The sequence below is a fragment of the Nitrospirota bacterium genome, from assembly GCA_004296885.1.
In the GTDB taxonomy this organism is placed as follows: Bacteria; Nitrospirota; Nitrospiria; order Nitrospirales; family Nitrospiraceae; genus SYGV01.
In genome coordinates this window covers 131,773-154,084 of the sequence record SCVN01000019.1, presented here as the reverse complement: position 1 = coordinate 154,084, position 22,312 = coordinate 131,773, and the positions used below count along the sequence as shown (strand labels likewise).

Below are 22,312 nucleotides of genomic sequence, written 5' to 3'. Positions count from 1 at the left end.
AGGGCTTACCAAACCGCCTACGCTCCCTTTACGCCCAGTAAATCCGAACAACGCTTGCCACCTTCGTATTACCGCGGCTGCTGGCACGAAGTTAGCCGTGGCTGCTTCTGGAGGTACCGTCCGAACGATTGCTCGTCCCATCTTCCCTCCCGAAAGGGGTTTACAATCCGAAGACCTTCATCCCCCACGCGGCGTCGCTGCGTCAGGCTTTCGCCCATTGCGCAATATTCCTCACTGCTGCCTCCCGTAGGAGTCTGGCCCGTGTCGCAGTGCCAGTGTGGCTGATCGTCCTCTCAGACCAGCTACCCGTCGAAGCCTTGGTGAGCCGTTACCTCACCAACAAGCTGATAGGACATGAGCCCATCCTTGAGCGCCCTGCCCACGGCAGAGCTTTCCTTCCCAATCCGCAGACTGGGAAGCGTACGCGGCATTAGCCAACCTTTCGGCTGGTTATTCCCCTCTCGAGGGTAGGTTACCCATGTATTCCTCACCCGTTCGCCACTCTACAAGCGTATTGCTACGCCTTCTCGTTCGACTTGCATGTGTTAAGCGCGCCGCCAGCGTTCGTTCTGAGCCAGGATCAAACTCTCATTTGGTGTTTTGGAATTGGATCCAAGGGCCACCACTTCAATACACCTTACTCATTCGCTCTATTCAGTTGTCAAAGAACAAAGAAACCCGCGAACAAAAATCGTCCGCCAGGACCGCTAACTCTACTCCATCACTTTCGCGATGTCAAGCAGGGTATAAAACCGGCAGGACTGTCGAAGAACAGATGACGTTATACACGCGCAGCCGGAATATTGTCAAGCGTCCTTTTTTAATTATTTATCTACGTATGTTTCCAGGACGGCGCGTCGAATTAGGACGCCTTGCCCCTCGCCTACACCCAGAAGAACACCACGATGAGGCCTTCTCATACTGCTGCAGCGCGGCCTGTTGCGTCTTGGCCTCGTTGACCTTCACCTGGCAACCCAAGGCCGCGCACTGAACAACAGGCCCGTGATTGCCCAGCCGACGTTCGAATGCATGCGGGGCCGAACGTCCAGCAATCAGCTTGTATTGGAGGCCCAACCTCGTTACCCTGGTCAGACCATACCATCTGCACAAGGAGGCTCCCATGACCGCCTGGATCTCGGTTCTTGCCCTTATTGCCGCCCTGCTGGTCGGATGTTCACCGACGAAGCAGGCGCGATCCATGGAAACCTCCGGCTTCCTGGGCGACATCTACCCGCGCATGCACAAGGGCGGGGACAACGAAGGGCTGTTGCTCTACAAGAATCCGAAAATCCTCCTGATCCCGCGCGGCACCTACAAAAAGATTCTCCTGGATCCGGTCCAAATTTGGGGCGAGGCCTCAGCCGATCCGGCCAAACAGAAAGAGATGCAGCAGGTGGCAGAGATGCTGCACAGCCTGGTCTACCGAAGCCTGGAGAAAGACTATGAAATGGTCACGAGCCCAGGCCCGAACACCTTACGTATTCAAGCAGCGCTAACCAGAGCGGACAAGGCCGACGTCGTCCTGCGCGCCGCCTCCACCATACCCGCGCCGATGAACGTCCTGGCCTTGAGTTCCCTGGTGAAAAACCTGGGCACGGGCAAGCCGATGTTCGTGGGCGAGATCAGTGCCGAAATCAAAATGCTCGACGCGCAGAGCGGCGAGGTGTTGGCCGCGTCCGCGGATCGCCGGGTCGGCAACAAGCGCCTGGATGTGGACTCGTTTGACTCCTGGGACGACGTGCACAAAGCCATGGAGTTCTGGGCCGAACAGATACGGTACCGGCTGTGCCAGCAGCGGGGCGGGGGCAACTGCGTCATGCCGAAGAGCTGACCCTCCGGCCCGGCTTTGACAAGGGCCGGAGCCTGTGGGATGCTGATTGCACGATGAGTTTTTCGCGCCGCACCATACTGAAAGCCGCCGGCCTCGGCGCTCTGGCTGGCCTCACCGGCTGCGATGCCATGGGCAGCATGTTCGGACGCATGTTCGCCATGCCGCCGCGCGACACCCTCTACTTCACGCCCAACGACAAGTTCTACATCGTGAACTACGCGGACTCAGCCGTCAGCGTCTCGCGCGAGGTCAACATCGAGCAGTGGCAGGTGCACGTCACCGGCTCGGTCAAAAAGCCGATGAAGCTGGGCTGGCGCGACATTCTAAACCGCGATTCTTTCGACCAGGTCAGCACGCTCATGTGCATCGACACCCTCCCCGGCGGCGACAGCCTCGGCAACGCCCAGTGGCGCGGCATCTCGCTCAAGAAGTTGTTGCAGGATGCGGGCGCCGACGAGGACCTGGCGCGCGACGTGGTCTTCCGCGCCATCGACGGGTACCACGACAGCATCCCCTTCACCCGCGCCATGCAGGACGACGTGATGCTCGCCTATCTCATGAACGGCGAGAAACTCCCCAAGGCCCATGGGTTCCCGCTCCGGCTCATCGTGCCGGGCCTTTACGGGATCAAGAACGTGAAGTGGATCACGGAGATCGAGGTCTACCCCGGCGACTACAAGGGCTACTGGCAGCAAAAGGGCTGGACGGACGACGGCACGATCAAGATCTTCTCCCGCGTGGACAGCCCCGGCCACTACCAGGCGCTGCGGGGCCCGGAGCAGAAGTTCCGCGGCATCGCTTTCGGCGGGCCCAATAGCATCGCCAAGGTGGAGATCAGCTTCGACGCGGGCAAGACCTGGAATAGCGCCGAACTGGAAAAGCCCATGTCCCCCTACTCCTGGGTCATCTGGAACTATGCCTGGCGGCCGCCCAAGGCAGGCAAATTCCAGGTGGCCGTCCGCGCCACCGACAGCAAGGGCCAGTTGCAGATCGAAGAGATCGTCCGCCCTCAACCGGCCGGCGCGAGCGGGCTGCATACGATCATCGCCGACGTAGAGCAAATTTGAGCGGGGCGGCTGGGCGATCTCCTTGCTCGCAAAGCCCCCACGATAAAACGGTGGTCGCTCGATGCGCGCAGTCGAGATTATCCCAGCCACCCCTTGGGGAAGGCTAGAGGATGGACCTCGGTTGCACGCGTAGTGAATTAGGCTTGCCGCAGTCGCGGCAAGCCTAGCCGTACCACATTACTACTTACTCCAAGATCCAAATAGATCCGAATCATTGCCCTCAACTATCTGACCTTACATATGCTACGGCGCAAACCAAGCAGACTAAAACCCCAACAGCAATTTGCCAACTGAAAGCCTGCCCGCTTATTGCCCAATTGGCAAAATGTTCACAGTTTGCGTCAATCAGACTGTAGGGCTTGCCAATGACCCTCCGAGCCCTGCGCAAAATAGAAGCCTGCTCATCTAACGACTGTGGGACGCTACCAACTTCGATCGGCTTGCCTTGGGCGAACCCATTGAGAATTGTCCTCTCGACCCCGCATCCTTTTCGACTGTGCAAGACCATTTCCGTGCCGTCCTGCATCGGCCAGTCAATGATCCCATAATGAAACACCCCATCCCACACTCTCACTTTTGACCCAGGCACATATCGGCTCCTTCTACTTCCAAACATCCCAGCACCTCCATCAGTACAATCGTCAACGGAAAAGCGCTCTCAAACCTTAGACGAGATCGTGCAAGTCCACCTTGGATAATCGTCACCCTTGCCACGATTATTCTGCCAGTGAAGCGGTTGCAGATTTGCAAGATCGTCTGTTCCTCCCCTAGAAACTGGAAAAGCGTGATCAATTTCCCACCCATACTGAGAGACTGTCCCGTAAGCTGCTCTGTTGATCCAGACCCCGCATTGATCAACTCTCCACTGGTTTGAATCATAACCCGCAACAGCTCTTGCCTTTCTCCAAACGGCTTCGATGGTTAACTGATCAAAAGAACCCCCACGGGTTGTTGTGCTTGGATTTCTTGCCATGGCAACTTTCTCCTTTTTCTGATTGATAAATTTTGGCTCATGCTCCTTGTCATTGACTGCGTCACTCGGTCATCAATCCGCTATGCTTCACCTCCTTTCACCAAATAAAAAAGCCGCAGGCAGAGTCCCACAAGACTCCACTCTACGGCTTCAGCGCCCTTCTGCTTAGGCCTACTTGGCCAGGACGGGCTTCACGCCATTTTCAAAACTTATTCTCTTTATAACTCAACCAAAGCCTTGGGACGCCAAGGGCACCAACCAGGATAGGGCAAATGCTTTTTGCACTCAGGGCATTCGACAAACTCATCACCCCATACCCTACACTTCGTTATTGCCACGCGGCCTTCGACTCGAATGAGTTCTTGCCCACATGGGCATGCATAGATTCGACGAGCCATAACCTTCCGTACTTGCAGTTTGAATATACTCGCGTCATTAAAATGAAGCGCGATTTTAATCCTCTACGGATACGGCTAAACTATATATCGCGGCGTCAGAAGTTTGTCAATACTAAATGTTGTATGTACATGTGAAAATAAAGGGAAAACCTGTGAATAGCAGATTCAACAAGTACAGTGCGAAAGCTAGCGCAATCACCTAGTCATTATCCACAGGATAATTGGTATAAACTTGGGCACTTCTAAGACTACCGCGGGGAGAAAATCACTTGAACAGAATTATTCCACTGCCTTCTCCAGCAATTTACCCACCGGCTCAAGTCTCGCAGCCAACTCCGCAGGCAGGCCGTGGCGCTCTTGCAGTAGATCCGGCGCGTTGTAGGTGAGCCAGACCTTGCCCTCTTGATCTTCCCAGGCCAGGGCTTTCATGGGGAGGTCAATGGCGGCGGTCGGCCTGGCCACCATCAAGGCGGTTCCGCCTTTGGGATTCCCGAAAATGAGCAGCACCGTGGGTTTCATCTCAAGCCCTACGCTCTTCGCCTCTCCGCTATGGTCAATGCGGGCAAAGATTTTCATACCCTTCGCTGTGACGGCCTTCTCGATCCGGTCGATGGTGTCCTGGACCGAGTACTTGCTGGGCTTGGTGACCAGATTGCCGCCTGCGTGAGCCGTTCCAGCCGAGAGGGAGGCGACCGCCACGCTCGTCCAGAGCAGACCTTTCAGGAGTTCATTGGCAAACTTCATGAGTGACTCCTTTGTGCCTTCATCAACGATGACTCTCGCCCTTGGTTGCCGCAGGTGATCGCAGGGTCGCCAGGTAGGCCAAGAGATCATGGATGTCCTGATCGCTCAAGCTGACATCGGGCAGCATGCCGGTTCCGACATGGCCCTCTCGAATGAGCTGAAACCGTTCTTTGTCGCCAGCTATTTTCAGCCCAAGCGCCTCGCGCAAATGAGGGGGCTTAGGGTCGAGATGCGCGATATAGGCGGCAGTCTCCGGCGCCAGTTGCGGAAGCCGGTCCGGATGGGCATCCAGTCCATGGCAGTAGAGACAGACCCCCTTGCCGTTGAACAGGCTCCGGCCCCTGGTTGCATCCCCTGCTCCACCGGCCGGACTGCCAAAGACAGCAGTTGTGATGCCGACGGACCAGCCGGCAACGACCATGAGCCACAGGAGCGCGAGGCCAGCCCTGAACAGGGCCTGTCGTTCCCGCTTACGTTCCCTCGATTGCACTAGCCCTTCCCTTTCCATGGCCTCATCCCTTTCAGCAAGCAGCCTCTGCCCGGACAACCAGGCTTGATTGCCTCACGATCCCGGCTTGAAGCCATCCGTCACGCAATAGGTGGGCGACAGTTCGCCGCCGTGGCCTTCGGACTTGTGGGTCCAGTTGCGCAGAACGCCTTGCCGGTCGAAGGTGAGCACATATTCGTCACACCAGGTCCCTGGCGCGCCCCAGCTATTCTGATTGCTGGGGTCCTGCCACATGACCTGATAGACCCAGATCGGCTCGCCAGCCAGCGTGCTGGCCTGATACTTGGGCTGTCCCATCTTCTTGCGAACCTCTTCTTGAGTGGCCTGACCCTTCGCCGATTCGAGGTAGACCGTCTCCTTGCCCTCCACGTAGACACAACCGGCCCCCAACAGGGCCAGGCCCACCACGATCATCCTTGCGAACCTGTTCATGCCCCACCTCCCTGCTGCGCAGCCCGTTTTATCTGCTCAATCTCCCGGCTCGTCAAGTCTCGCCATTGGCCCGGCTGGAGATCGCCCAGCTCGATCGGCCCGATCGCCACCCGGACGAGCCGCAAGGTCGGATGGCCGACCGAAGCGGTCATGCGCCGCACTTGTCGGTTCGTCCCTTCCCGCAGCGTGATCTCCAGCCAGCCGGTCGGCACAGATTTGCGGAACCGGATCGACACGGGCCGTTCGGGCAACTCCGGCTCGTTCGGAAGCAGGCGCACCTCGGCCGGCCTGGTGCGCTTACCATTGAGCAGGACTCCCTGCCGCAGCCGTGCCAGCGCCTCTTCGTTGGGAAGACGTTCGATTTGCGCCCAGTAGACTTTCGGGAGTTTATGCCGTGGGTCGGTAATGTGGTGCGCCAACGAGCCGTCCGAGGTGAGCAGCATGAGCCCTTCGCTATCCAGATCCAACCGCCCCGCCGCATACACGCCGGGAATCGCCACGAACTCCGCCAACGTCGGCCGGCCTCCCGGATCGGTAAAACAGGGCAGCACCCCATAGGGTTTATTGAAGGCAATCGTGCAGGGCATCAGCCACTTCAAAAATGGAGATAGTGATCGCGAACTGGCAACACACGGGCGACATTCGTCTTTTCCATTTGCTCGCGATTGGAAAAGCTGCTACAGGGAAGCCTATCCGACCTGTAGCACTGTGTCCAGCGTGTACGACTCCCAGGGCCTGACCGGCAACGCACGCCTGTTCGCTGTGGTCGGCAACCTGTATCGTCATCACATCCGCTCCCTGTCTGGAGGCTCATCGTGCACCGATCCCCTTGCAAAGCATCTCGCCGGCATTCCTTCCCGCACAGCCTGGCCCTCCCGATTCTTTTCGTCGCCATGATCGTGGCGGGTGGCTGCGTCAGCCACGATCGCGGTCGCCACGGTGGCGACGCCCCCATAACCACGTCCACCGCTAAACAAACGGCCTCGCTTGGGCTTCCCTGGGAGAATGAATTCGGCTACGCCCAGGGAGTGAAAGCCGGCCCCGTCATCTACGTCGCGGGACAGATGAGTCTGGATGACACGGGCGCGGTGATGGGCACAGGGAACACCGAGACCCAGATGCGCCAAGCCTATGCCAACGTGAGAAAGGTCCTGTCCCAATTTAATGCCGAAATGGAGGACGTGCTGGAGGAAACCCTGTATGTCACGGACATGCTGGCGGCGCTCACGGCTGCGTCGAAAGTGAGGCGGGAGGTCTATCCCGGGCAGCCGGCCGTGGCGAGTACCATCGTGCAAGTCCAGCGACTCGCTCTCAAAGACGCCCTTGTCGAAATACGCGTGACCGCCAGGGCACAACAGGCCGCATCAGCCCGACCCTATGTCGAACAGCAAAGCCAACCATCCGGGAGGCGCGGAGGGGGGCGGGGAGGTGGCATGGGAGGCGGTGGTCCCCGCTAAGGATCGCATGCGATGTCAGGAGCCCGGCTTGAAACCGTCGGTCACGCAATAGGTCGGCATCCGTTCGCCTCCATGCTTCTCGGACTTGTGCGCCCAATGACGCAGAATGCCCTGCCGGTCGAAGGTGAGCACATACTCGTCGCACCAGGCCCCGAACGACGACCAACTGTTCTGACTGCCCGCCTCTACCTGCCGCACTTCGTAGACCCAGATCGGGTCTCCTGTCGACGCTTGGGCTTTCAGGCGAGGTTCCCCGAGTTCCTTCCGGACCTCCTCTTGTGTCGCCCGTCCCTGAGCCGACTCCAGATACAGTGTTTCCTTCGCGACGAACAGTGCGCATCCCGTCCCCACCAGAGCCAGACCGATGAGCAGCACCATCACGAACGCGTGCATATCATGCCATCCTGCTCGGCCAACCGCATGAGCGGCCCATCCTCCAGCAGGCCAAGGCTGCGACTTCGGGCCTGATCCGCTCCGCCGTCCCGTCCGGACCACGGCGTGCCATTATTTCTTAATCGGCGTGCGTGCTAGTTGCCTCAGACGCGGGTCCGCATCTTTTGCCAATCGGGCCAACACCTTGGCCACGCGGGGATCCGGGATCTGCGCAAGGGCGTGCGCCGCCGCAGCCCGGACATCAGCGGACCATCGCTTATGGAGGCGGAGGAAGCCCTTGGGCGCTACGATGCGTGCAAGCGGCTCGAATGCGGCAGGGTCGGCAACCTGACCAAGAGTCTGGCAACAGGCGACCTGTAACGCCGGATCTTTGGCCGACTTCATGATACCGAGCAGCAGGTTCGTAAATTTTGGCGGCTTGAGCTTGCCCAGGCACTTGATCGCCCCTGCCGCCATGACAGGATCCTTATGTGCGGCATAGTCCACGAGTAGAGGCGTGAGCCGCGCATCGTTCAGCCGCACGGCAAGCCCGTAGGCGGCTTCCCGCACTCCGGGGTTGGCGTCGCCGAGGGCGAAGGCCAGTTCTGTCCGAAGCGCCCGCGTCACTGTCTCCCCGACTTCCAGCATACGAACCCGCTCTTCCGGAGTGATCTCGAGCACCAATTCTTTCTTGTACGCCTTGGCGGCCCTCGCTCCCAATGGCGCAAGCAGGTTGGCTGCAAGCTGTCTGACCCGGAGGTCCGCTTCGTGCTTGATGACCTCGATCAGGGTCGGCACCGCCCCAAGCCCAAAGCTGCCCAGGAGCTGGAATGCCTGCTCCTGCCGCGTCGGGTCGGCGGACTTGAGATCGTCCATCAGCAGCCTTTGCATGGCAGGCTCCAACGGACGCTCCAGCACCTCAACGAGCACATCCGCCCTGGGATCGTGGGCCTGTTCGAGTCGCGCAAGCTTCGCCTTCAATCCCATGAGAAGCCGGCACGCCGGTCGGTATTCGGCAAACGGAACAACCGCGCATGCCATCTGGCGCGCGAGTCTCGCAAGCTCGCCGCCGGTCTTGGGATTCTGCTCCTCCTCAAGCGCCTGCAGAATTTGATCAATCGCCTGCCGGACGAACTCTTGCTGGAAGCCCACAGGGACGTTGAGAAAGGCAGCCTTGACCGCCTCCACGACTCTGCCGCGGGTTGCCTCGTCCTGCGTCCGAATTCCCTGGAACAACCTGGTCAACAGCGTGCCGAGTTGAGCGCCGCCGCCCCTGAGAAGGACATCGGTGGCAAGATCGGAAAAGCTCGACAGCAAGGCGTCCAGGGACGTGGCCGTCATCTCCTCGGCCGCCGTTTCTGCGCGGACCGGAGCTAGGGACTGTGCACTCCTCTGCACCACCGCGACCGGCGCCATGACGATCGGCTGAGTGAGCGCCTCCGCTTGCTCCGCAGGCACCCCGGCCGCCGGAACGGCCGTCTCTTCCGTCTCCCCGACCGGCGGCGTCGCTTCTCCCGCCATTGGCTCGATGGCCTCCGATTCGACGACGGCTTTCGGCAGCCCCGCCGTCTGTTTCAAGGCAATGTGGGCGAGTCCGTGGTCGGCGGCAAACCGGCTCCAATAGTGCTCGTCGATCTGCTCCGGTTTGGTTTGGGCGAAGCCTTCGAGGAGCCGGTTCAGCTCGTCGTCGGTCACCCCTTGTAGGACGGTCAACCCGCGGAGCGCGGCGGCGTCGAGAAACGCGCGGAACGGTTTGGCGACAAACTCGTATTCGCCGACATCGTTCACCCGCTGCCCATTCACCAGCAGAGATCGTCTCGTTTCCACGATGTCCAGCCGTTCATTTTTCGCGAGCACCTGCTGGACGTTCTTGATGAATTCCTGGCGTGGATTCACGACGTTTTTATTGTCGGCGGCATACAGTCTCCGGTTCCGCACCGCCGTCTGCAGACTCCTCACGACCGTGGGGACGAACGACAGACTGGCCGGATCAAGCGGCGTCTCCGTGCTTGTCGGCCCTTCGCTCTTATACGCGCCGGCCTCTTGGACATTGAAGAGCAACGTGTTGTCGGTGGCCACCACGCGCGCGTAGGCCGCCGCCTTCTGACTGTTCGTGGATCGCGTAAAGTGGTGGGCCAATGGCGCGGCCGACGGCAACAGGCGCTTCTTGAACAGGGTTTCCTGATAGTTGCCGACCTTTTCATGAAGCGCTTTCCTGGTGGCCTCACCGATGGCCTTGTAGGCGACGTCCAGCACTGTCTTGCCGGCAAACCGAATCTTTTCGTCGTTGACCTGATAGTCGGCGCTCAACAAGCCGAGCGCCGAGGCATGATCGACAAAATCCTGCACTTTGATTTCCGTCGCGTCGGCACTCCCCGTCAACACGCTGAGCGACACGTTCTCGCCGAGCACGGACGTTTGGGCGAGCAAATTCCTGCCCTCGGCATCCAGCGTGTCGATCTTCTGTTGCAGGAGTTCCTCGAGCGATGGCGGGAGGTCCCGCTCCTCGAAGGGATCGAGCACCCATTGCTCGCCCACCGGCCTGAGCTTGCGCTCCACCACCCATTTGCGGAGCAGTTCGTTGAGGAATTGCGGGCTCCCTTGCGTCACGCGGGCCAGCTTGATCTCGGTGTCCGGAGGCGCCGCCAGTTTGGGAAAGATTTCTCGCAGATGCGCGGCAATGTTGTCCGCCGTCAGCGGCTTGAGCGAGATTCTGACGATCGGCACCTCGGACGACCGATCCGCCAGCAGTTTCGCCAGCGGCGTTTCCTGCTCGGCCGACGACGACTCACCCGGCGCCATCGCCGTGCCGCAAAGTAACAGCGGCACCTCGTTGTGTGCCAGCAGCCGTTTTAGCACGGTCAGCGAGGCCTCGTCGGCATAGTGGAGATCGTCGATCAGCAACGCCAACGGCCGATAGTCGAGCAAGAGATATAGGAACTTGCTGACGGCGCTGAAAATACCTTCGCGCCGCATGGCTTGATCCGGCGCCAGTCGAAGCTCCTTTGGTCCCTCCATCTGCGGCAACAACGCGCCCAAAAACGACACCTCGACCTTCGTCAACCTGCGGTAGGCCGCCTCTCCCTTGTCGTCTCGCTGCCCCAGCAACGCGATCAAAATACTGGTCATCAGGTAGTACGGTCGATAGTCCTCCTGGAGCAACCCGATCGTTCGGACAACGTAGGCGTCGATCCCTTGCCCTTGCCCTTCTCCTCGCCCCTGCAACAGGCGACGCACGGTTTCCAGAAACGTCGTCTTGCCCATGCCCGCTACGCCGTCAACCAGGATGAATCGCCCCTTGCCCTGATCGAATTGCTGAATCGCGTTCTGGACCTGGTCCAGTTCCTCTTGGCGTGTACAGATGGCGCCGCCGACCAGTTGCTGCAGGACGAGCTTGTCGGAGACGACATCCGGCTGCGTGTCCGAGACATGCGCAATGCGATCGCGTCCGGCCCGCTTGGCCTGGTACAGGGCCGTATCAGCTTGCCGGACCAATTCTTTTCCGTTTTTTGCATTGTCCGGCGCGGTCGCGACACCGATGCTGAGCGTCAGCGGCAATTCCACCCCTCCGGCCAACCGCAGCGGTTCAGCATGAATCCGCTCCAACAACGTTTCCGCCAGGATCAGCGCCTCATCTTTCAGCCCGCCCGTCAGAATGATGAACTCATCGCCGGCATATCGAACCGGGATACTTTGCTCCCCCGACACATCCTTGAGCAGCCGGGCGACATGGGCCAAGGCTTGATCACCGGCATCATGCCCATGGGTATCATTGATCTTTTTGAAATAGTCGACGTCCATCATCAGGAGTGAGATCGGCGCGACATCGAGCGCATCCCAGCGCACCTGGTGCTCGAAGTAGTTGAGGAGGAAGCGGCGGTTCGGGATCGCGGTCAGTTCATCCTCAAAAATGAGGCGCGCTGGGTCTTTCCCGAGCTGTTGAATCGATGTGATGAGCTCTTCGTACTGCATCAACCGGACCGTAGAGCCGAACGCCGAGTACGCGCAACGCCGTGCTGCGCTTGGATTCGAGGCCTCAGCACGCCGGCGCCACCGTTATGTCGTCCAGCTTGCGCGAGGCGACTGAATACCAGATGTCGGAATCACTGTACCCGATAATGTGTGCGACCTGAAAGGTTTTTCACAAAGCGCCGCTGAAGCATTTCGGGCAAGGCTCACCCGCCGCCCAGCAGGAACGGACCGGCGAGTCACCGCGCAAACTGGCGGCATCGGCCCTACCACGTCGAAGCATGCCCTCCAGGCGCGCAATATTGAGGCATCCGTTCGCCGTCGTGCGTCTCTGAGCCGTGCACCCAGCCGATACGAGGGCCGACTACCTAGCCCTGCAGTCTGAGCAGGGCCAACTGTTCCTCGGCCATGACCTGCGGCAGGATCGAGTGCGCGGCATACTCGACTGCATTCCATGATGCTGCATACCTTGCCTCGCCACGAGAATTCGTTGGAACCTGCCTCACGCACCTCCATCCAGCACCTCCCGAACCCTCTTGGCCAACACCCTGGGGCTGAACGGCTTTTGCAAGAACGGCCGCTGAAGAACGCCGAGGCCGGCCTGTTCGGCACCGCCATTGGGGTGGCCGGACATGTACAGCACTTTCATCCCCGGGTAAAGCGGCAGCAAGCGCTCGGATAATTCCATCCCGCTCATCCCGGGCATGGCCATATCGGTCACAAGGAGATGCAGCGGCCCTTGGTGCTGTTGGCTCATCCGGATGGCTTCATGACCAGAAGACGCAACGAGAACATGGTAGCCCTGCGCCTGAAGAACCTTTTGCAGAATCATCCGAACGCCGTGCTCATCCTCCGCCAAGACGATGGTCTCCGATTGCCGGCCCGGAACAACCGGAGTCTCCGCGTCAACAATCGGTTCAGCCGTTTCGACGACCTCATTGACCCTCGGGAGATAGATGCGAAAGATCGTCCCCCGTCCGACCTCGCTCTCCACTTCGATGCTTCCATGGCTCTGCCGAACAATGCCGTAGACGGTGGACAAACCGAGCCCCGTCCCTTGTCCCTGCGGTTTCGTGGTAAAAAATGGCTCGAAGATACGGGCCTTGGTCGCTTCATCCATCCCGGTCCCCGTATCACTGACGGTGAGCATCACGAAAGAGCCGGGGCGCCCCGTCGCGAGCTTGTGCGCCGCATGCTCGTCGAACTCGACATTGGCCGTTGCAAATGCGAGCCGCCCTCCTTGCGGCATTGCATCGCGCGCATTGATGACCAAATTGATGATGACTTGTTCGAGTTGCCCGCGATCGGCCATAACTTTACCCGCGGTCAGGTCAAGATCGGTCGCCAACTCGATGCTCTCGCCCAGGAGACGCTGGAACACCCCGCCCATGTTGGTCACGAGCCCATTGAGGTCCAAGACCTTTGGCTGATTCGCCTGCCGACGGCTGAAAGCCAACAGTTGGCTTGTCAAAGACGCGCCCCGGCCCCCCGCCTTCATGATTTCCTCCAGGCCCTCCCGAGCAGGGTCTACAGGGGACAGTTGAAGGAGGATCACCTCGCTAAACCCGTTGATGATCTGCAATAAATTGTTAAACTCGTGCGCGATCCCGCCGGTAAGATTCCCAATCGCTTCCATCTTCTGGGATCGGAACAATTGCTCCTGACTCTGACGCAGGGCTTCCTCGGTCCGATTGCGCTGGTCGATCTCGCCCTGCAAACGGGCGTTGGCCTGGGTCAGTTCAATCGTACGGGCCTCGACTTCCTGCTGAAGGTGCGTCCGGTGTGCCTCCAGCTGCCGGTCGCGTTGTTGAATCTGGTCCAGCATGGAGTTAAAGGCATCCACCAAGGTGCCGACCTCATCGTGCGTCAGATGGCTGGCCCGAATCGAGTAGTCGCGTTGCTCTGAAACATCTTTGGCAACCTGAGCCAAGGCAAGCACGGGCGTCGAGACATACCGCTGGAGGCGCGCGGCCGCCACGAAGGCCACCAGCAGCGAGAGGCCGGTCACGAAGGCAATACCGGCCAGGGACATCCAGAGCTGCTGGTAGAGGGTGCGCAGGTCTGTGCGGACCAGCACCGTCCCCATGCGGACGCCGTTGAGATACACGGGCTCCACCACCACCAACCGATCGAAACCGAGCCGAGTTTTCGTGGAATCCGGCCGGGACGGTACCAGCGCCGGAGTCGCCTCGGATCCGAGATACGAGGCGAACAGCTTCCCGTCATGATCGTAGAGCGCGGCGGCCTGGATCTGCGGGGCCACGCTGAGGTGGCCGAGCACCTCGGTGGCCGCCTGTCGATCGTCGAAGGCCAGTGCGGCGGTGCTGTTCGCTGCGAGCACCTTCGCCTCGATGGTCATATCCTGGACCAGCGCGGCGCGGCTCTCGTAAAAATCAGCCACGAGGATGAGCATCCCGGCCAGAAGCAACGCCCCCGTGCTGGCCCCCATGATGATCGCGATCAGCTTGCCTTGCAGCGATCTCACATTCAACATACGCCTCATATACGACCTCTTCCCTTTATCTTCCTCAGGAGACCGGCACGCCGCCCCCGACCGCCAGGCATGGCTTAATAATGCCAGGCCACGCGGACAAAAAAGCTGCGCGGGACCGCACTGCTCTGATACAACGCGCTCGCCCCCGTGGGCTGCCACTCGAAATGCGACTTATCGAACAGATTTTGCCCCACGAGTTCCGCGTCGATCTGCTGATTCACCCGCCAGGCCAGACGGGTATCCACGCGCGTATAGCTGGGGACCATGGTGCTCATCAATCCGTCGGTGTAATAGATCCCCGTATCCCATTGCACGTCTTGAAGCACATCGTATTGGGAGCGGATGCGGAACTGCTGCTTGGGATTGAGCCCCGGATCGAGGTTCGCGTTGGCGGTATTCATTGCATTGATCTCCATCCGGAGCCAGGAATAGTTGGCGCTCAACCGCCAGGCCTTGGCGGCCTGCCACGCCGAGGTCACTTCCACGCCATACGTATGGCCAGAACCTTGATTCCGGTTCTGGAAGGGGGACACCACGTGCGCCGGACTTGGACTGGTCTCCAGGAATGACGCCCCGCTGGCCACGCCGACCAACAGGTTCCGGTAGACGTTGTAAAAACCCGTCACATCGAAGGTCAGCGCAGGCATCACTTGCGTCCGATAGCCAAGCTCATAGGCCACCATATCTTCGGCGCTCGCATTGGGATTTCCGAACAAGGACGACATGCCCACGGAAGGGACGCCCGTTCTGGCAGACGCGCCAGCGTTCAACCGCAGGGCGTCATCGGCCCGGGTCGGGAGGCGCACGGCCCTGGAGACGGCCAGCCAGACCGTATGGTGCTCATGCGGAGTCCAGAGCAACCGGCCGTTGGGCTGGTATTCCATGCCGGTGAAAGTATTGTAGAGAGCCTTGGCCCCCGCGATCAGCCGCAACTGCTGAGGAATCAACGTCACCTCGTCCTGCGCGAACCAGCTCACCACCTGAAAGTCATAACGGGGCGGTGAAAACGAGACCCGGAAATTATTGCCGACGTTGTCATGGGATATCTGATAGGACGCCCCCCAGACGATGTCATGCCGGTCGATCGGCTGGAACCGGTGCTGGAGATCCAGGTCGTAGGTGGTGCGATTCTCCCTGATGAACAGACTCTCCCGCTGGGTCCGGTCCACGTAGGTCTGAATCTTCAGATCCGAGGTGCTGGAAAACTGTCTCGTCCAGCGGGCCAGGAGATTCCCGCCCCCGACTTGCGCTGAATTGGGCGTGATGGGCAAAAAGGGTTGGGTCAGGGAGATCCCCCTCGCATCCTGCTGCTCGCTGCCCGAATAGCCGTCCCCTTGGACGGTCAAGCTGTCCCGGCCGGTCAGCTTCAGGTCGGTCCGAAATCCTCCCCGCCCCTGGTCCCACTGATCGTACGCCGCCGTGCCATTCGGGTTCGCGTAGCTGTTGCGGCTGAAAAATTTTCCGTAGACCCGGTATTCCCCCTGATCGCCGATCTTGCCGCCGTGCCGGGCGCCGGCAAATCCCCGTTCGAGGTTGCCGGCGCCGGCTTCGACAAACGTCCCCTGGGTCGCACTGGCTTTCTTCGTGATGACATTGATGACGCCATTGACCGCATTTTGGCCCCACAGGGTTCCCCCCGGCCCTCGAATCACCTCGATCCGCTCCACATCCTCCAGCAACAGATCTTGCACATCCCAGAACGTACCTCCAAAAAGCGGGGTATAGACCGAGCGGCCGTCGATGAGAATCAGGAGCTTGTTGGCATAGGGGGAATTGAATCCACGGATCGTAATCGCCCATTGGTTTGCATTGATCTGGGCCACCTCCACGCCCGGAGCCAAGCGCAACGCCTCGGGGACACTGCGAAAGCCGCCACGCTTGATGTCCTCGCCGGTAATGACGAAGATGGCGGAGGCCGTCTCTTCCAAACGCTGCGCCTTCTTGCCGGCCGACGTCACCTCGATATTCATGAGCTCTTCGAGGCTGAGTGCAAGCGCGCTTTTGGCGAGTTGGTCCGCGTCAGACGGCTCAGGTTCCACGGCCAGTCCGCGGCTGGCGGGCACAGCGGCTGCCCAGACCAATCCCAGCACGAGGACTCTCCCCCCACCACGCCCTCCACCACTTGGTGCTGGTCACGGCTCCCCTCCTTCTGACTTCCCGTGGCTCACAATCGTCGCCAGGCTCAGAAGCTTTGAGCTGATTCTTAACCCGGCTTTCCTCGCCGCTTCAGTATTGATTCCAAAACGAACCCTCTTCTCGACAGGGACAAATTCCACGATCCCGCCGGCCCCGGCAAACCCTTCCATATCGCTGACCGTGAGCAGGCGCCGGTGAGACAGGCTCGCCAAGATCGTCACCAACCGCTCCCGCTCCGAAGCACTGATGAACAACACGTGGCAGTCTCCCGCATTCCGTACCTGACGGATTCGACGCACTTGCAAGGGATGACTCTGTGATGTTTTTCGGGTCAGCGCGTCAAGGAATGGGCCGAAGGGATCATCCCCCAACACACACACCACGATCGGGTCGCTCGGATTGCCTAACGACTCCTCCGGCCACTCAACAAAGAGGGTAAATTGGTAGAGATATGCGGATTTAACGGCGAATTCTGGCAGGACCCCGATTTCAGCTTGGGCCACACCGGCCGATCCGGCCCAAACCCCTAGCCCGACGCATAGGACCATCGTCAGGATGATCCCACGGACGAGCTTGTGGAACAGTGATAGGCGAGATGGGCGAGAGAAACTCACAAGGCCGGCCCCTTGCCAGTATCTGTGGTGCAAACCGAAGACATCTCGCCCGATCCGATTCGGTTCAAGTCCTGAAATTGTAACAGGTTGGGACCGATCCAACAATGAAGAGGTATGCACAGATGCTATTCAGCCCGACACCACCACAAAATATATAGTCACGCGATTCAGCAAACCTGCCGGGAGTCGCATAACTCACCTTGCTGCATACCTCCCTATTTTTCTCCGGGAAAAATAATTTCGCCTTGGTTATACTCTCTGCTGCATCTTCGTCGCGATTACTTTTCGAATCAACCGAATCGAGGTCCGCCCATGATTCTTCCAACTCGAGCATGGCTGGCTACATGGCCGGCCGCCTTCATCCTCTTCGCCTCCTGGCTTCCATCGGCATCTGCCCAATCGCCAGAGGACCACCTCAGACAGACCGTCGAACGGGCCAAGCGGGCGACCGTCGGGATTTTGAACGCCACGCCGGACGCGCGCCAATCGGGCTACGATACCCAGCTGTCCTTCCGCGGCACCGGCGTCCACCTGCGCAACGGGTACATCCTCACTGCGCGCCACGCGGTGGAGCGCCAGAGCGGCAGCAATGCCACCATCCCCGACACCATCTTGATCCTCACGCAACGACTGGAGGAATTGCCCGCCAAACTCGTGGGTGACAATGCCTATCTGGACATCGTCCTGTACAAATTGCCCTATCTGGTCGATTCGCTCGAAAGCGCGGACCTGTCGTTCGGGGTCCTGGACGCCACGACCGGCCAGCAGGTGTTCACCGTCGGGTACCCCCTGGGCTGGGGCCCCACCATCGCCTTTGGCCGCGTCGGCAACCCCAACACCTTCCTGCAGACCGTGGACACGCGCCTGATCCAGTCCGATGTTCCCGTCTGCAGCGGCAACTCGGGAGGTGGGCTCTTCAATGCCGACGGCGCACTGGTGGGCATCATGCACGCCATCATCAAGACCGACGAGGCCCAGGGCGGCCATGGGTGCAGCCGGTTGGCCTTCTCCGTCCCCGGCGGGCTGGTCAACAAGATCGTCACCGCGCTGCTGGAAGGCAAGCAGCCCGGCTTTTCCCGGCTGGGCCTCCAGATGAAAGTCGTCAAAGTGAACAGCCGGTGGCGCGTGGCCGTCGGAGGCGTCTCCGAGCCGGCCTCCTTGGGCGGCGTGCAAAAGGGCGACCTCTTGCTGGCCATCAACGACACAGAGATCACCGACGCGGCGCAGTTGAAGAACTACCTGATGGAACGGACGACGCCCGGCCAAAAAATCACCTTGCGCGTCCTGCGCGGGGACAAAGAACTGGCCCTTACGATTACGCTGAGCGGAGTCTAGCCATGCACCCCATGACAAGCCACAAACCGAAGGTCGGGCTGGGTCTGTATATGGGCTTTGCGGGCCTGTGGTTGCTGACCGGCACGGTCGAGGCGGGAAGCAGCAGGATCGCCTTGAGCTTGAACGGCGAGGCCTGCGATCGTCAGCGGGCGACGATCGAGACGGCCCTCAAGCAACTTCCGGGGGTGCGAGCCGTGGATGTTCGCAGCGTCCCCGGCCACATCCTGGTTGACGTCGAGGAAGGCCGCGTCACCGCCGATGCAGTCGCCGCGACTGTAACCGGCCTTACGGACCAGGCCGGCGTCTGCACGGCCCAAGAAATGAAATCCTGCATCACCGCCGAGATGCCTAAATAGGTGCGATATCTTCGTCCGGCGGACGTTTGCGGGAGATTTGCGAGCAGAGAATCAGGATGTCCGCCAACTCTCTGGAGTGCGAGATCATCGGCGAGTGGTCGGATTCCAGCGTGAAGACGGCCTGAAACGAGAAGGGCTTCCGCATCTGCCGTTGACGGGCCAGGGAGATGGTCCGGTCGCGCGTACATTCGATGAAAAACTTGGTGAGCCCTCCGAAGGCGGTTTCATCATACGTCACGGGTTCCACGACGGGACGGAGCGGATCGGGACGGAGCTTGGCCTGCACCCATTTCACCGTTCCGGAATCACAGTCGCCGTACAGCACCTCCGCCACCCCCTGCGGTGAGATCTGCCGACTCAGGCCGTCCTTGGACGAGGTGACAAAGAGGTCGGCCCGCGCATCGGCATCGCCGTGCGACAGATCCTTCGACGACTGCCCGCTCTTGGGCACATAGGCGGTGAGGTACACCAGGCATTGCATGCGCGCCGGCAAGGCCGCCGCAACCGGCGTGATGACCATTCCTGCGAGGCTGTGCCCTACCAGAACCACCGGGTCCTTGCAGGACACGATGACCTGCTGGATGTCGTCGATGTAGGTTTTGAGGGTGATCTCTCCGAACGGCCGCCGATCCGTCCCGTGGCCCGGCAAGTCGGGGGCGATGACGGTATGGCCATGGGCCTTGAGCAGCGGGGCCACCCGATCCCAGGCCCACCCGCCATGCCAGGCGCTGTGAATCAAAACGAACGTGCTCATGTATGCCGCCTGTGCATCACGAGATGATTCCTGTCCGGGTTGTCGATCGCGGCCATTCGGCGAACGGGCGTTTCAACCTATCCAAAACAAACGAGACGGATCGCTCGTCGAACTCGGCGCAATGGTACCACAGCCGAGCGCTTTGCCAAATCCCCGGCTCTTCCTTTTTTTTGATTGTCGGTCGACCGACCGGTACAATGGCGCCGGATTCACACAGGGAGATTCGCTGATGCAGGTCTCAACAGAACAGAACCAGCCGACCGCGAAACCGTCTGGCAAGCTCTCCCCCGAAGTGGAGAAGCTGCAGACGCGCTTGTGCCGCTTGGTCGGCGAATCCATTGCCGACTATCGGATGATCGAGGACGGCGACAAGATCATGGTCTGCCTGTCAGGCGGCAAGGACAGTTACGGCCTGCTGGACATTCTGCGCGTCCTGCAGCGCCGCGCCCCGGTCCGCTTCGATCTCGTCGCCGTCAACCTGGACCAGAAGCAGCCGGGCTTTCCCGCCCACGTGCTGCCGGACTACCTGACCAGCCTCGGCGTGCCGTTTCACGTCGAGGAGCGGGACACCTATGCCATCGTCAAACGGATGATTCCCGAAGGGCAGACGACCTGCTCCCTCTGTTCGCGGTTGCGACGGGGCATTCTCTATCGTGTCGCCTCCGAACTGGGCGCGACCAAGATTGCGCTGGGGCATCATCGGGACGATATTCTCGAGACCCTCTTCCTGAACATGGTGTACGGCGGCAAGCTGAAGGGCATGGCCCCCATCTTCCGGGCTAAGGAACGGGGGCATGTCGTCATCCGGCCGTTGGCCTATGTCCCGGAAGCGGATCTGGCTCGCTACGCCGAGCTGATGGCCTTTCCGATCATCCCCTGCGACCTCTGCGGCTCGCAGGACACCCTGAAGCGCAAAGCCATGAAAGCGTTGTTGCAGGACTGGGGCAAGCGATTCCCGGGAAGCCTCGACAACATCTTCACCGCCATGGCCAACGTGGTGCCCTCGCGTCTCATGGACCGCCGGCTCCACGACTTCAGTTCAGGGCCGGCCTCAGAGCGGGAAGCCCGGATCGACATCGTCGGCAAGGACGAAGAAGAGGACGATCTTCCCGCCTAGCAGATTCCGAACCGGCCGCCCCCTACTTGGCCAGCATCGCGTTCAGAATCAGTACGATCCCGGAGACGAACAGGAAGCAGGCAAAGATCGCCCGGTAGTGGCCGGTGCCAATTTTGGCGTAGACAAGCTTGTCCGTCACCAGATACGTTCCCACCCCGGCCAGCACATAGAGGACCGCCTCCGAGAACCGGACCGGAAACCGTTCGAGCGTGACCAGCAAGGTCAGGAATTGGAAAAAGGCGAAGGTGCCATAGGCCACCGCCGTCGTCACCCGTTGCACATCCTTCTCATAGTGCTTGCTATGGACGATCGCCGTGAGGAGCGACCCGCCCAGATTGGTCAAGCCGTGGATAATCCCCATCGCCATGAAATAGGCGCGCTCATACCGGACCAGGGATTCGATCCACTGCTCCACCCGTTCAAACACGTCTTTCAACGCCACCAGAATCAGAAATAGTCCCACGATGGGCCCGATGTTGACCGTCATACGGGTGACCAGCACCAGACAGACGACGATGCAGGGCACCGACAGGGTCAAGATCTTCGTATAGAACGGCTGATCGATGTGCGCATGGTGTTGACTCACTTGCAGCAGATTGATGGACCAGGAGATGGGCAGCAGAATGGTCAACGCGGTGACGAAGGGATAGCCCAAGACCGGCAGGATGGGCGTGCCAAACAGCAGAACGCCGACCCCGAACAAGGATTGAATCGTGGCCGTGACGACAACCGCTGCAAGGATGTCCGGATGGATGGGCATGGCCTCCGAATCACCGGTCCCGCGACTCTCTGGCGATTCGGCATAGACCCGCCAGGCTCATGAGGCGGCGCAGTCTAGCATGGGCCTCCACGGGAACCAACTCCCTCTCACCCGATCTATTTGTGGGTTCAAACTTGGCGCGATTCGTGGTATCTTCACCCTCGTTTCGACCGGCCAGCCAACCGAGGAGATGACGGAGCATGTTGCTACAAGGAAAAACCGGCTTGATCGTCGGGGTCGCCAACAAGCACAGCATTGCCTGGGCCATTGCCGAGGCGGCGGCTCGCGAAGGAGCGAAACTCGCGTTCAACTACCAAGGCGAGCGGCTGAAGGAGAACGTCGAGGAACTCGCTAAGACCCTGCCCGGCGCCAGCGCCTTCGCCTGCGACGCCAGCCAGGACGACCAGATCGCCGCCCTGATGAAGCATGTCGAAGAGACGCTCGGGCGTCTCGACTTTCTCGTCCATTCCATCGCCTTCGCCCCGCGGGAGGAGCTGACCGGCGAATTCATCAACACTTCCCGCCAGGGGTTCGCCACCGCGCTGGACGTCAGCGCCTATTCCTTGGTCGCGTTGAGCCGGGCCGCGCTGCCGCTGATGCGGGAAGGCGGCTCCATCGTCACCCTGACCTACCTCGGCAGCGAACGAGTGGTGCCACACTACAACGTCATGGGCGTGGCTAAAGCGGCACTGGAAGCAACGGTCCGGTACCTGGCGAACGACCTCGGCCCGCGCGGCATCCGCGTCAACGCGATCTCCGCCGGCCCCATCAAAACCCTGGCGGCGCGCGGCGTTTCCGGCATCAGCAAGATGGTGGATCATCACCGCGAGGTGGCCCCGCTGCGCCATGCCACGGAGCAGGGCGAAGTCGGCGACACGGCGCTCTTTCTGATCAGCTCGCTGGGACGGGGGCTTACGGGAGAAGTGATCTACGTGGACGGGGGCTACCACATCCTCGGCTCGCTCGCCCCGCTGGGATAAGAACGGCGCGCAGCG

General features: G+C 60.3%; 20 protein-coding genes and 1 rRNA gene. 7 read left to right on the top strand and 14 right to left on the bottom strand.

The window, feature by feature from the left end; translation table 11 throughout:
- Positions 1-592 (bottom strand): 16S ribosomal RNA (locus tag EPO61_12215); the annotation flags it as partial.
- A 528-nt stretch (positions 593-1,120) separates the two neighbouring features.
- Between EPO61_12215 and EPO61_12210 the strand changes: the two genes are divergently transcribed.
- Both EPO61_12210 and EPO61_12205 read left to right on the top strand, forming a co-directional pair.
- The gene (locus EPO61_12210; protein TAJ07885.1) at positions 1,121-1,831 is read left to right on the top strand and encodes a DUF3313 domain-containing protein; all 711 of its coding nucleotides are present in this window, start codon (positions 1,121-1,123) and stop codon (positions 1,829-1,831) included.
- A gap of 53 nt (positions 1,832-1,884) precedes the next feature.
- Positions 1,885-2,898 carry an oxidoreductase gene (locus EPO61_12205; GenBank protein ID TAJ07884.1) on the top strand — a complete coding sequence of 338 codons (1,014 nt, stop codon included), beginning with the start codon at positions 1,885-1,887 and terminating at the stop codon, positions 2,896-2,898.
- Positions 2,899-3,118: 220 nt separating this feature from the next.
- On the opposite strand, the gene EPO61_12200 is transcribed toward EPO61_12205, so the two are convergent.
- The 6 genes from EPO61_12200 to EPO61_12175 all read right to left on the bottom strand — a co-directional run bounded on the left by EPO61_12200 (position 3,119) and on the right by EPO61_12175 (position 6,540).
- A complete protein-coding gene (locus EPO61_12200) occupies positions 3,119-3,514 on the bottom strand; it encodes a hypothetical protein (GenBank protein ID TAJ07883.1) in 396 nt (131 codons plus the stop codon).
- A 42-nt stretch (positions 3,515-3,556) separates the two neighbouring features.
- Positions 3,557-3,871, bottom strand: coding sequence for an HNH endonuclease (locus tag EPO61_12195; protein TAJ07882.1), 315 nt, complete (start codon positions 3,869-3,871; stop codon positions 3,557-3,559).
- A 677-nt stretch (positions 3,872-4,548) separates the two neighbouring features.
- Positions 4,549-5,013, bottom strand: a complete 465-nt coding sequence (locus EPO61_12190; protein TAJ07881.1) for a DUF302 domain-containing protein — start codon at positions 5,011-5,013, stop codon at positions 4,549-4,551.
- Positions 5,014-5,035: 22 nt separating this feature from the next.
- On the bottom strand, positions 5,036-5,521 hold the full coding sequence (locus EPO61_12185; GenBank protein ID TAJ07880.1) for a c-type cytochrome: 486 nt from the start codon (positions 5,519-5,521) through the stop codon (positions 5,036-5,038).
- Between the two features lie 54 nt (positions 5,522-5,575).
- The gene (locus EPO61_12180) at positions 5,576-5,953 is read right to left on the bottom strand and encodes a hypothetical protein (GenBank protein TAJ07879.1); all 378 of its coding nucleotides are present in this window, start codon (positions 5,951-5,953) and stop codon (positions 5,576-5,578) included.
- Positions 5,950-6,540, bottom strand: a complete 591-nt coding sequence (locus EPO61_12175; GenBank protein ID TAJ07878.1) for a pseudouridine synthase — start codon at positions 6,538-6,540, stop codon at positions 5,950-5,952. Before EPO61_12175 ends, EPO61_12180 begins: the two co-directional genes overlap by 4 nt.
- 306 nt (positions 6,541-6,846) lie before the next feature.
- Here EPO61_12175 and EPO61_12170 point away from each other — a divergent pair, with 306 nt between their 5' ends.
- Positions 6,847-7,410 (top strand): RidA family protein, encoded by a 564-nt coding sequence (locus tag EPO61_12170; protein ID TAJ07894.1) that lies wholly within the window; start codon positions 6,847-6,849, stop codon positions 7,408-7,410.
- Positions 7,411-7,425: 15 nt separating this feature from the next.
- Here the strand turns inward: EPO61_12170 and EPO61_12165 are convergent, their stop codons facing one another.
- The 5 genes from EPO61_12165 to EPO61_12145 all read right to left on the bottom strand — a co-directional run bounded on the left by EPO61_12165 (position 7,426) and on the right by EPO61_12145 (position 16,995).
- A complete protein-coding gene (locus EPO61_12165; GenBank protein TAJ07877.1) occupies positions 7,426-7,803 on the bottom strand; it encodes a hypothetical protein in 378 nt (125 codons plus the stop codon).
- A gap of 111 nt (positions 7,804-7,914) precedes the next feature.
- Complete coding sequence (locus EPO61_12160) at positions 7,915-11,754, bottom strand: diguanylate cyclase (GenBank protein TAJ07876.1); 3,840 nt, start codon at positions 11,752-11,754, stop codon at positions 7,915-7,917.
- Positions 11,755-12,253: 499 nt separating this feature from the next.
- Positions 12,254-14,254, bottom strand: coding sequence for a response regulator (locus EPO61_12155; protein ID TAJ07875.1), 2,001 nt, complete (start codon positions 14,252-14,254; stop codon positions 12,254-12,256).
- 65 nt (positions 14,255-14,319) lie between these two features.
- The gene (locus EPO61_12150) at positions 14,320-16,335 is read right to left on the bottom strand and encodes a TonB-dependent receptor (GenBank protein ID TAJ07874.1); all 2,016 of its coding nucleotides are present in this window, start codon (positions 16,333-16,335) and stop codon (positions 14,320-14,322) included.
- Between the two features lie 42 nt (positions 16,336-16,377).
- A complete protein-coding gene (locus tag EPO61_12145; GenBank protein ID TAJ07873.1) occupies positions 16,378-16,995 on the bottom strand; it encodes a YfiR family protein in 618 nt (205 codons plus the stop codon).
- Between the two features lie 114 nt (positions 16,996-17,109).
- Here EPO61_12145 and EPO61_12140 point away from each other — a divergent pair, with 114 nt between their 5' ends.
- Positions 17,110-18,330, top strand: coding sequence for a PDZ domain-containing protein (locus EPO61_12140; GenBank protein TAJ07872.1), 1,221 nt, complete (start codon positions 17,110-17,112; stop codon positions 18,328-18,330).
- Positions 18,331-18,332: 2 nt separating this feature from the next.
- Positions 18,333-18,686 carry a hypothetical protein gene (locus tag EPO61_12135; GenBank protein ID TAJ07871.1) on the top strand — a complete coding sequence of 118 codons (354 nt, stop codon included), beginning with the start codon at positions 18,333-18,335 and terminating at the stop codon, positions 18,684-18,686.
- Here EPO61_12135 and EPO61_12130 read toward each other — a convergent pair.
- Positions 18,679-19,440: an alpha/beta hydrolase gene (locus EPO61_12130; GenBank protein ID TAJ07870.1), complete on the bottom strand. Its 762-nt coding sequence runs from the start codon at positions 19,438-19,440 to the stop codon at positions 18,679-18,681. The two genes, EPO61_12135 and EPO61_12130, sit on opposite strands and share 8 nt — an antisense overlap.
- Before the next feature lie 229 nt (positions 19,441-19,669).
- Here EPO61_12130 and ttcA point away from each other — a divergent pair, with 229 nt between their 5' ends.
- Complete coding sequence (ttcA, locus tag EPO61_12125; GenBank protein TAJ07869.1) at positions 19,670-20,557, top strand: tRNA 2-thiocytidine(32) synthetase TtcA; 888 nt, start codon at positions 19,670-19,672, stop codon at positions 20,555-20,557.
- A gap of 22 nt (positions 20,558-20,579) precedes the next feature.
- Here the strand turns inward: ttcA and EPO61_12120 are convergent, their stop codons facing one another.
- A complete protein-coding gene (locus EPO61_12120) occupies positions 20,580-21,317 on the bottom strand; it encodes a sulfite exporter TauE/SafE family protein (protein ID TAJ07868.1) in 738 nt (245 codons plus the stop codon).
- 200 nt (positions 21,318-21,517) lie between these two features.
- Here EPO61_12120 and EPO61_12115 point away from each other — a divergent pair, with 200 nt between their 5' ends.
- Positions 21,518-22,297 carry an enoyl-ACP reductase gene (locus EPO61_12115; GenBank protein TAJ07867.1) on the top strand — a complete coding sequence of 260 codons (780 nt, stop codon included), beginning with the start codon at positions 21,518-21,520 and terminating at the stop codon, positions 22,295-22,297.
- Positions 22,298-22,312 lie beyond the last annotated feature (15 nt).